This window comes from Microbacterium jejuense (genome assembly GCF_019511665.1).
Taxonomy (GTDB): domain Bacteria; phylum Actinomycetota; class Actinomycetes; order Actinomycetales; family Microbacteriaceae; genus Microbacterium; species Microbacterium jejuense_A.
Genome location: NZ_JAEUAW010000006.1, coordinates 276371 through 286318 on the forward strand (window position 1 = coordinate 276371; position 9948 = coordinate 286318).

General features: G+C 71.2%; 9 protein-coding genes and 1 rRNA gene. All 10 read right to left on the reverse strand.

Annotated features, from left to right (window positions below; all coding sequences use genetic code 11):
• Window positions 1-40: 40 nt before the first annotated feature.
• A complete protein-coding gene (gene xerD, locus JNB62_RS10555) occupies window positions 41-946 on the reverse strand; it encodes a site-specific tyrosine recombinase XerD (protein ID WP_220300826.1) in 906 nt (301 codons plus the stop codon).
• 24 nt (window positions 947-970) lie between these two features.
• Window positions 971-1543 carry an NUDIX domain-containing protein gene (locus JNB62_RS10560; protein ID WP_220300827.1) on the reverse strand — a complete coding sequence of 191 codons (573 nt, stop codon included), beginning with the start codon at window positions 1541-1543 and terminating at the stop codon, window positions 971-973.
• Window positions 1543-3240: a CTP synthase gene (locus JNB62_RS10565; protein WP_220300828.1), complete on the reverse strand. Its 1698-nt coding sequence runs from the start codon at window positions 3238-3240 to the stop codon at window positions 1543-1545. The genes JNB62_RS10560 and JNB62_RS10565 overlap by 1 nt, the downstream gene beginning before the upstream one ends.
• Window positions 3241-3257: 17 nt before the next feature.
• The gene (gene recN, locus JNB62_RS10570) at window positions 3258-4949 is read right to left on the reverse strand and encodes a DNA repair protein RecN (protein WP_220300829.1); all 1692 of its coding nucleotides are present in this window, start codon (window positions 4947-4949) and stop codon (window positions 3258-3260) included.
• A complete protein-coding gene (locus tag JNB62_RS10575) occupies window positions 4946-5953 on the reverse strand; it encodes an NAD kinase (RefSeq protein ID WP_220300830.1) in 1008 nt (335 codons plus the stop codon). Before JNB62_RS10575 ends, recN begins: the two co-directional genes overlap by 4 nt.
• A 279-nt stretch (window positions 5954-6232) precedes the next feature.
• Window positions 6233-7024 (reverse strand): TlyA family RNA methyltransferase, encoded by a 792-nt coding sequence (locus tag JNB62_RS10580; protein WP_220300831.1) that lies wholly within the window; start codon window positions 7022-7024, stop codon window positions 6233-6235.
• Window positions 7021-7179 (reverse strand): hypothetical protein, encoded by a 159-nt coding sequence (locus JNB62_RS10585; protein WP_220300832.1) that lies wholly within the window; start codon window positions 7177-7179, stop codon window positions 7021-7023. The genes JNB62_RS10580 and JNB62_RS10585 overlap by 4 nt, the downstream gene beginning before the upstream one ends.
• A 50-nt stretch (window positions 7180-7229) precedes the next feature.
• On the reverse strand, window positions 7230-8279 hold the full coding sequence (locus JNB62_RS10590; protein ID WP_220300833.1) for an HAD-IIA family hydrolase: 1050 nt from the start codon (window positions 8277-8279) through the stop codon (window positions 7230-7232).
• Window positions 8279-9778 (reverse strand): primosomal protein, encoded by a 1500-nt coding sequence (locus tag JNB62_RS10595; RefSeq protein WP_220300834.1) that lies wholly within the window; start codon window positions 9776-9778, stop codon window positions 8279-8281. Before JNB62_RS10595 ends, JNB62_RS10590 begins: the two co-directional genes overlap by 1 nt.
• 94 nt (window positions 9779-9872) lie before the next feature.
• Window positions 9873-9948, reverse strand: a 5S ribosomal RNA gene (gene rrf / locus JNB62_RS10600); the annotation flags it as partial.

Genomic DNA, 9948 nt, shown 5'->3' on the forward strand with positions numbered 1-9948 from the left:
CTCGTGCTCGCTCGATCCTAGTCGGCTGTAGGGGAATCGTTCATCGGGCACGCGGATGACTGGTGGCGTAGACGTCGCGCAGCGCGTCCACCGACACGTGCGTGTAGATCTGCGTCGTCGCCACCGACGCGTGCCCCAGCAGCTCCTGCACCACGCGCACGTCGGCGCCGCCCTGCAGCAGATGCGTCGCGAACGAGTGCCGCAGCGTATGGGGCGAGACGTGCGCGGTGAGGTGCGCGCGCTCGGCCGCCGCCTGGATGATGAGCCACGCGCTCTGGCGCGACAGCGGCGCGCCCCGGGCCCCGAGGAACAGGCGCGGGGTCGCGTGGCCGCGGCGCGACAGTTCCGGCCGTGACCGTGTGAGGTACGCGTCGACCGCCGCACGGGCGTACGAGCCCACCGGCACGATGCGCTCCTTGGAGCCCTTGCCGCGCACCCGAAGCACATCGCCGTGGGCGAGGTCGTCCACGGCGAGCTGCACGATCTCCGACACGCGCGCGCCCGTGGCGTACAGCAGCTCCAGCAGCGCGCGGTCACGCGCACCGAGCAGGTCGTCGGCGGGGCCCGCGGCCTCCAGCAGCGTCGACACCTGGTCGATCGTGAGAGCCTTCGGCAGCCGCCGCGGCTGCTTCGGCGGCCGCAGGTGCGAGGCCGGGTCGGCGGGCTCGATCCCCTCGCGCGCCAGGAAGCGGTGCAGCCCCCGCACCGAGGACTGCAGCCGTGCCAGCGACGATGCCGCCATGGGCGGCTGCCCCGCCGCCCGGTCGGCGACGAAGCTCGCGAGCATGACCGGCGTCACCTCCGCGGTGTCGTCGACACCCTGCTCGCCGAGCCAGGACGCGTAGCCGGCCAGGTCGCGTCGGTACGCCGCGACGGTGTTCTCCGACAGCCCGCGCTCGATCGAGACGTGCCGCAGGTACGACTGCACGGCCTTCTCGATCTTCATGCCCCGGCCCTCAGGCTCCCGTCGTCAGGCGCGCAGCCGTTCGGATGCCGCCAGCACGCCTGTCGCCAGGATGCCGTTGCGCATGCGCCCGGCGAAGACCGCCGCGACGACCTCGGTCAGCGGCATCCACTCGATACGGATGTCGGCCTCCTCGTCCTCACGCGTGTGCGTGACGCTGGCGGCCGACAGGCCGCGCGCGAGGAACAGGTGCACGATCTCGTCGTTGCCGCCCGGCGTCGTGAACACGCTCACGAGCGGCTCCCACGACTCCGCCACCAGGTCGGCCTCTTCGGCCAGCTCGCGCTGCGCGGTCTGCAGCGGGCTCTCGCCGTCGACGTCCAGGAGCCCCGCAGGCACCTCCCAGTCACGGGACCGGATGGGATGCCGGTACTGCTGGATCAGCAGCACGCGGTCGTGCTCGTCGAGCGCGACGACCGCCGCCGCCCCCGGATGGTCGACGTACTGTCGCACGATCTGCCCGTCGCCGTACGCCACGGTGTCGCTGCGGACGTCCCACACATGCCCCTCGTACACGAGTTCGCTGCGCAGGACGGCCGCGTCGACGGGCTCGTCGGCGAGAGCCTGGTCCCCCGTCATCAGTCGCTCTCGACCTCGAACAGCTCGCTCGAACGGTGACGCTCCAGCGCCGCACCCACGAGCCCCCGGAACAGCGGGTTCGCGTTCGTCGGCCGCGACCGCAGCTCGGGGTGCGCCTGCGTGGCGATGTAGTACGGGTGCACGTCACGGGGCAGCTCGACGTACTCGACGAGGTCGAGGTCGGGGTTGATGCCCGAGAACACCAGGCCCGCCTCGGCGATCTGGTCGCGGTAGCGGTTGTTCACCTCGTAGCGGTGGCGGTGGCGCTCCGACGCCCGGTTCCCACCGTAGACCTCCGCCGCGATCGAGCCCTCGGCGAGGTCGGCCGGGTACAGGCCGAGGCGCATCGTGCCGCCGAGGTCGCCGTGGTCGATGATGTCGACCTGCTCCTCCATCGTCGCGATGACGGGGTGCTTGGTGTCGGGGTCGAACTCGCTCGACGACGCGTCCTCGATGCCGGCGACGTGGCGCGCGTACTCGATGACGATGCACTGCAGGCCCAGGCAGATGCCGAGAGTCGGGATGCCCTGCTCGCGTGCGAACTTCAGCGCACCGATCTTGCCCTCGATGCCACGGATGCCGAAGCCGCCCGGGATGACGATGCCGTCCAGCGGGCTCAGCGCCTTGGCCGCGCCCTCGGGGGTCTCGCACTCGTCCGACGGGATCCAGCGGATGTTGACGTGGGTCTCCTGCGCGAAGCCGCCCGCCTTGAGCGCCTCGGTGACCGACAGGTAGGCGTCGGGCAGATCGATGTACTTGCCGACGAGGCCGATCGTGACCTCGTGCTTGGGGTTGTGCACGGCGTTCAGCACGCGCTGCCAGCGCGACCAGTCCACGTCCTCCGCCTTCGCGAGGCCGAGGGCGCGCACGATATAGGCGTCGAGCCCCTGCTCGTTGAGCATCGAGGGGATGTCGTAGATGCTCGGCACGTCGACGGCGTTGACGACGGCATCCTCGTCGACGTCGCACATGAGCGCGATCTTGCGCTTGTTCGACTCGGTGACGGGCCGGTCGCTGCGCAGCACGAGCGCGTCGGGCTGGATGCCGATCTGACGCAGCGCCTGCACCGAGTGCTGGGTCGGCTTGGTCTTCTGCTCGCCGGAGGCGCCCATGTAGGGCACGAGCGACACGTGCACGAAGAACACGTTGTTGCGCCCGAGTTCGTGGCGGATCTGGCGCGCCGACTCGATGAACGGCTGCGACTCGATGTCGCCCACGGTGCCGCCGATCTCGGTGATGATGACGTCGGGGCGCGGCTCCTCGGTGGCCTGCAGCCGCATGCGCCGCTTGATCTCGTCCGTGATGTGCGGGATCACCTGCACGGTGTCGCCGAGGTACTCGCCCCGGCGCTCCTTGGCGATAACCTGCGAGTAGATCTGGCCGGTCGTGACGTTCGCCGCCTGGCTCAGCTCGATGTCGAGGAAGCGCTCGTAGTGGCCGATGTCGAGGTCGGTCTCGGCGCCGTCGTCTGTCACGAAGACCTCTCCGTGCTGGAACGGGTTCATGGTGCCCGGGTCGACGTTGAGGTAGGGGTCGAGCTTCTGCATCACGACGCGGAGACCGCGGGCGGTGAGCAGGTTCCCGAGGCTGGCGGCGGTCAGACCCTTGCCCAACGAAGAAACGACACCACCGGTCACGAAGATGTGCTTGGTGGTGTCGTTCGAAGAGTCGCCGCGGAGAGAATCAGAAGTCTGCATCACGGGCTTTTATCCTATCAGTGGACTTCGGTGCGAAGGCTGAGCAACTCGCGTGCGTGGGTGAGAGCCGCCTCCGAATCGGGCATGCCCGACAGCAGACGGGCCATCTCGGCCTCGCGGTCGGCGCCGTCGAGGCGGCGCACGTCGGATGCCGTGACCGAACCGTCGTTCGCCTTGACGACGGTCAGGTGGTTGGCCGCGAACGCCGCGACCTGGGCCAGGTGGGTGACCGCGATCACCTGAGACGACTGCGCCAGCCGTGCCAGGCGCCGCCCCACCTCGATCGCCGCGGCGCCGCCGATGCCGGCATCCACCTCGTCGAAGACGAAGGTCGGCACCGGGTCGACGCCCGCGATCACGACCTCGATCGCGAGCATGACGCGGCTGAGCTCCCCGCCGCTCGCGCCGCGCGACACCGGGCGCGGCTCGGCGCCGGGGTGCGGCGCCAGCAGGATCGCGACGTCGTCCCGCCCGGAGGCCGATTCCGCTCCGGGCGTGACCGCGACCTCCAGTCGTGCGTCGGGCATCGCCAAGGCGCGCAGCTCGGTCGTGACGGCCGCCCCCAGGCGCCTTGCGGCCTCGGTGCGGGCCGCGGTGAGCGCCGCGGCGGCCTCGTCGAGAGTGGATGCCGCGGCATCCCGCTCCGCCGTCAGCCGCTCGATGCGGTCGGAGTCGTCGTCGAGCTCCGCCAAGCGCGCCGAGCCGGTGTCGAGCAGTTCGATGGCCGCATCCAGCGTGCCGTGCGTGCGGACGAGGGACGCGAGGATCGCGCGGCGCTCCTCGACGGCGGCGAGCTCGTGCGGACCGGACTCGTCGAGGTCGGCGAGGTAGCCCGCGAGGGCCGCGGCGATGTCGGCGGCGCGATAGCCGAGCTCGGCCACCTGGCCGGCCAGCTCTTCGAGCACCGGGTCGCTGACCCGCTCGAGCGCACGGCGGGCGTCCGACAGCAGCGATCCCGCGTCGGGTCCGTCGGCTTCGCCCGACAGCGCGTCGTGCGCCGTGGCGGCGGCCAGGCGCAGCTCTTCGGCGTTGGCGAGGCGCTCGGCGCGCGTCGCGAGGTCGGCGTCCTCCCCCGGCTCCGGCGCGGCCTGCTCGATCTCGGCGAGCTGCGCGCGCAGCTCCTCCGCCTCGCGCGCACGGGCGTCACGGTCGTCGGTGAGTCGCGACAGCTCGCGATCGATGCCGCGCCAGTGCTCGTACGCGCGGCGGTAGGTGTCGCGTGCTGACTGCACCGGCTCGCCGCCGAAGCGGTCGAGCGCGTCGCGCTGTGCGGCGGCGGACTTCAGCCGCAGCTGGTCGGACTGGCCGTGCACCACGACGAGGTCGTCGGCCAGATCCGCGAGCACGCCCGCGGGCGCCGCACGGCCGCCCACCGAGGCGCGGCCGCGGCCCTCGCTGGAGATCGAGCGGCCCACGTAGAGTTCCGCGCGCCCTCCGCCGATGGGCTCGACGTCGCCGCCGGCCTCGCGCACGCGTTCGGCGACCGCGCCGTCCTCGGGCACGATCCAGACACCGTCGACGGTGGCCTGCGAGGCACCCGCCCGGACGGCGCCGGAGTCCGCGCGCTGACCGAGCAGCAGGCCCAGCCCCGTGACCACCATCGTCTTGCCCGCGCCGGTCTCGCCGGTGATCGCGGTGAATCCGGGGCCGATCGGCAGCGTCGCCTCGGCGATCACGCCGAGGTCGCGCAGACGCATCTCTTCGATCACAGGGCGTCCTCCCGGTCGGGCGCGGCATCGGTCAGCGCGGCGCGGGTGGACGAACCCTCGGTGCGCCGCACCGGCATCACGCCGGTGATCGCAGCCGGACCGCGCCACCCCTCCACGGGAAGGTGGAACTTGCGCACGAGGCGGTCGGTGAACTGGGCGGGGTGCAGCCGCGCGAGCCGCACCGGTCGATCCGACCGGCGCACCACCACACGCGCACCCGGGGGGAGGTCGTGCGAACGACGGCCGTCGCACCACAGGATGCCGGTGCCGTTGGTGCGCTCGAGCACCTCGATCGCCACCGAGTGCTCCGGACCCACGACGAGCGGCTTGGCGAACAGCGCATGCGCCGACAGCGGCACGACCGCGATCGCCTCGACTGTGGGCCAGATGACCGGACCGCCCGCCGAGAAGTTGTACGCCGTCGATCCCGTCGGGGTCGACACGACCATCCCGTCGCAGCCGAACGACGACAGCGGCCGGCCGTCGATCTCGACGACCACCTCGAGCAGGCGCTCGCGGCTCGCCTTCTCGACCGTGGCCTCGTTGAGCGCCCACGTCTCGTAGATGACGGAGTCGCCGGTGTCTTTCACGCGCACCTGGAGCGCCATGCGCTCCTCGACGTCGTAGTCGCGCGCGATGACGCGCCGGACGGCCTCGTCCATGTCGTCGCGCTCGATCTCGGCGAGGAATCCGACGTGGCCCATGTTGATGCCCAGTACCGGCGCCGTGCCGTCGCGCACGAGCTCCGCCGCGCGGAGGATCGTCCCGTCGCCGCCCAGCACGATCGCCAGCTCGATGCCGGTGACCGGCACGTCGACGCCGAGGATCGCGACATCGAGCGGCGATCCGGCGGCCGCGAGCTCTTCACGGTCGTCGGCCGCGAACACGGGTCGTGCCCCTGCTGCCCGCAGCGCCTCGACCACCCGCTCCGCGGCCACGACGGTGTCGTCGCGATGCGCGTGTGCGACCACCAGGATGCTGCGCTCCGCGTCGACAGTGTTCATCGGCTCCCCGCCAGTTGCGTACATGTGCTCCCCATTCTGTCGGATGCTCCGACACCGGGGGCAATCCGACCCGGCCTGGGGATCGGCGCGTCGCAGGTCGCCTCGGGGCGCTCGCTGGGGAGGAGGCGCGCCGCGCATACGCGCGACGGCGGGCCGAGGCATCCACTCCGTCCGCAGAAGTTCGAATTCACCTGGTTGATGTCGATGGGTTGCTTCGACGCGCGCTGACCGCGAGGTCGGTCTGCGGGATGTCGGCGCGGTTGGACCACCGGATCGGGCTCAGGCGGTCAGGTGCTCCACCTCGTCGCGCCACTGCTCGGGGATGCTGCCGCCCGCCGACAGGTGCACGACGTATTCGCGATTGCCGTGCGTGCCGGCGATCGGCGACGCGATGAGCCCGTTCGTGCCGAGCCCCAGATCCCATGCGGCCCACAGCACACCGGCCACGGCGTCGGCACGCAGCACGGGATTGGTCACGAGCCCGCCCTTGACGGCAGTGCGGCCGACCTCGAACTGCGGCTTGATGAGCAGCACCAGGTCCGCGTCCGGCGCCGCGACGGCGCGCGCCGCCGGAAGAACGTGGGCGAGCGAGATGAACGACAGGTCGCCGGTGATCACCGACGGCGGCTGCGCGACGCCACTCGCCGCCGCGAGCGATTCCGGCGTCATGTACCGGACGTTGAAGCCTTCGATCGAGATCACGCCCGCATCGAGGGCGATGGATGCCGCAAGCTGGCCGTGCCCGACATCCACTGCGATCACCGGCTCGGCGCCGCGCTCACGGAGCACCTGCGTGAATCCGCCGGTCGAGGCGCCCATGTCGAGTGCGAGCCGCCCCCGGACGTCGACGCCGAACGCGTCGAGCCCGGCGATGAGCTTGTGTGCGGCCCGGCTGACGTAGTGGTCGGCGCCGGCGACGACGATCGCGGTGTCGTCGTCCACGGGTGCGGAGGGTTTGACGACCGGCCGCCCGTCGACAGTCACGAGCCCCTCGGCGATGAGCGTGGCCGCGTGCGTGCGGGACCGCGCAAGTCCCCGGGCGGCCAGCGCCGCGTCGAGGCGCTGTGTCATGCCGGTGCGCCCGGCGTCGCCTCGAGACGTCGCGCCAAGGTGTCGTGGAGGGCGTCGTACGCCTCGGCGCGCGTCGCGAGGGGCTGCGCCTCGATCACCTCGAGCGTCGACAGCAGGTCGCCGGTCTCGTCGTCGTGTGCGCTGGACTCGTCCATGTCCCCAGGATACGGCGGCGTCCGTCGGGTACTCCGGCGGACGCGGCGGTTCAGGGGCGGTGGAACGGGTCGGCGTACAGCTCTTCGGGGACCCGGAAGCCGAAGATCGCCCGGCCCGTGGACCAGATGGCCGCGGCCCCGGCGCGGACGAGATCGATGGGTCGCGTGCCGGGCGACACGATGCGCACGTCGGGCCCGTCGACGGCGACCTTCGCGTCGCGCACCGTCGCCACACCCTCGACGACCCGCACCGTCGGGTACGGCTCGTGGAGTTCTCGCAGGTCCCCGAGGATGTACGTGGGCCGCGAGCCCTCGGGCGCGGCGAGGACGTGCTTCGGGCGATCCACGCCCGTCAGCACGAGCGCCGAGGCGATGCCTGCACGGTTCGCGCCGAGGATGTCGGTGTCCAGGCGATCGCCGAGCAAGAGAGGATGCCGCGCCCCGAACCGTGCGACGGCCTCCTGGAAGATCGGCACCTCCGGCTTGCCCGCCACGGTCGCCAGACGACCGACGGCGGTGTGCACCGCCGACACCAGGGTGCCGTTGCCGGGAGCGATCCCACGCGACTGCGGGATGGTCCAGTCGGTGTTCGTCGCCACCCACGGGATGCCGCCGTCTTCTTCGGGCGTCTTCAGGGCGAACGCCGCCTCGGCGAGCTGCGTCCAGCCGACCTCGGGCGCGAACCCCTGCACGACCGCGGCAGGCGCGTCATCGGCGCTGCGGGTCACGACGAACCCTGCCTTCTCGACCTCGGTGACAAGCCCGTCGCCGCCGACGACGAGCACAGCGGAGCCCGGAGCGATCCGCTCCGCGAGCAGTCGCATCGCCGCCTGCGGACTGGTGACGACATCGCGCGGGGCAGTGTCGAGGCCGAGTTCCGTCAGATGCGCGGCGACGGAGGCGTCCGTGCGCGCGGCGTTGTTCGTGATGTAGCCGATGGTCCTGTCGTGGCGGGCCAGGTTGAGGCTCTCGACCGCGTGCGGCAGCGCGCCGGGACCCGCGTACACGACGCCGTCAAGGTCGGCGAGCACGACGTCCACACCGTCCAGCGGCGCCGGGGCGAGTCCTTCTGTCTGCGTGCGGCGCCCGAAGAGCGCCATCAGGCCTTGCCCTCATCGGCGGCCGACCCGGGCTCGTCGACACCTGCCTCGACGAGGATCTCGGCCACCTCGTCGGCGACCGAGGGCTCGACGACCGCCGGCTCGTCCGCATCGTCATCCGCGTCGTCGAGGTCGTCGTCCTCGTCATCCTCCTCGAGGATCTCTTCCACCACGATCGTCTCGAGATCACCGAGACCGGATGCCGCATCCAGCGCCTCCGCGGCGACCACCGCACGCTGCTGCCACTGCGCGGCCTCTTCGCTGCGGCCGAGCTCCTCGAGCACCGTCGCGCGGGCGGCGAACAGCCCGGGACTCCACTCGAAGGCGCGGTCGGGGTCGAGCTCAGGGATGTCGAGCTCCTGCAGCGCCCGCTCCGGCTCGCCGAGATCCAGTCGTGCCCCCGACATCGCGATGGCCAGTTCGACACGCTCGGCCGTCCCCAGCGTCATACGATCCACGGAGCGCCCGACCTCGAGGGCGCGGTCGGGGCGACCGACACCGCGCTCGCTGTCGACCATGAGAGCGATCTGGTCGTCCATTCCTGAGATGCGGCGATACGTGCGCAGCTCCCGAAGGGCCAGCGCATAGTCGCCGGTCGCGTAAGCGGTGATCGCGAGCGTCTCACGGACGACCGCGATCCGGCCGGCGCGGCGAGAGGCGGACAGCGCGTGCTGGTGCGCCAGCTGGGGGTCTTCCTCGATCAGCTGCGACGCCATCGCGAGGTGCCGGGCCACCTGGTCGGCGTTCTCCTTGCTGAGCGTCTTCAGCTCGTTTCGCGCCGCCGGCGGGAGGTCGCGCGCGGTGACCTCCTCGGGCAGGACCGGATCGTCGTGGCGCGCGCGCACAGGACGGATCTCGCCCTCGCGCACCGCACGATCGGGACGATTCGCGCCGCCCCGGGTCGGGCGAGCGCTGCGCTCGGAGGAGCGGCGGTCGTCGCCGCGACGCTCGTACGGCTTCTTGTCGCCGTACGGCTTCTTGTCACCATCGCGCTTGGCGTAAGGGCGGTCGTTGTCGCGACGCTCGTACGGCTTCTTGTCGCCGTAAGGCTTCTTCTCGCCATACGGCTTCTTCTCGCCATACGGCTTCTTCTCGCCATACTGCTTCTTGTCACCGTCACGCTTCGCGTACGGGCGGTCGCCATCACGACGCTCGTACGGCTTCTTGTCACCGTACGGCTTCTTGTCGCCATCACGCTTCGCGTACGGGCGGTCGCCATCACGACGCTCGTACGGCTTCCTGTCGCCATACGGCTTCTTGTCACCGTACGGCTTCTTGTCACCATCACGCTTGGCGTAGGGACGGTCGCCATCACGACGCTCGTACGGCTTGCGGTCGTTGTCACGACGCTCGTACGGCTTGCGGTCGTTGTCACGGCGGTCGTGGGGCTTGCGATCGCCGTCGCGCTTCGCGTACGGCTTGCTGCCACCAGAGGTTCGTCCGCCTCCGGATCGCTGACGCGGCGCGCGGTCGTCGTCACGCGGCTGCTGGTCTGCCATTGTTCGATCCTCCTGGATGCGGGCGGCCTCGGCAATCACCCGCGTTAACGCGGAATGGCCACCCAGGGTGTGGGTGGCCATTCCGTGAATGGGTGTCCGGCGGTGTCCTACTCTCCCACAGGGTCTCCCCTGCAGTACCATCGGCGCTGAGAGGCTTAGCTTCCGGGTTC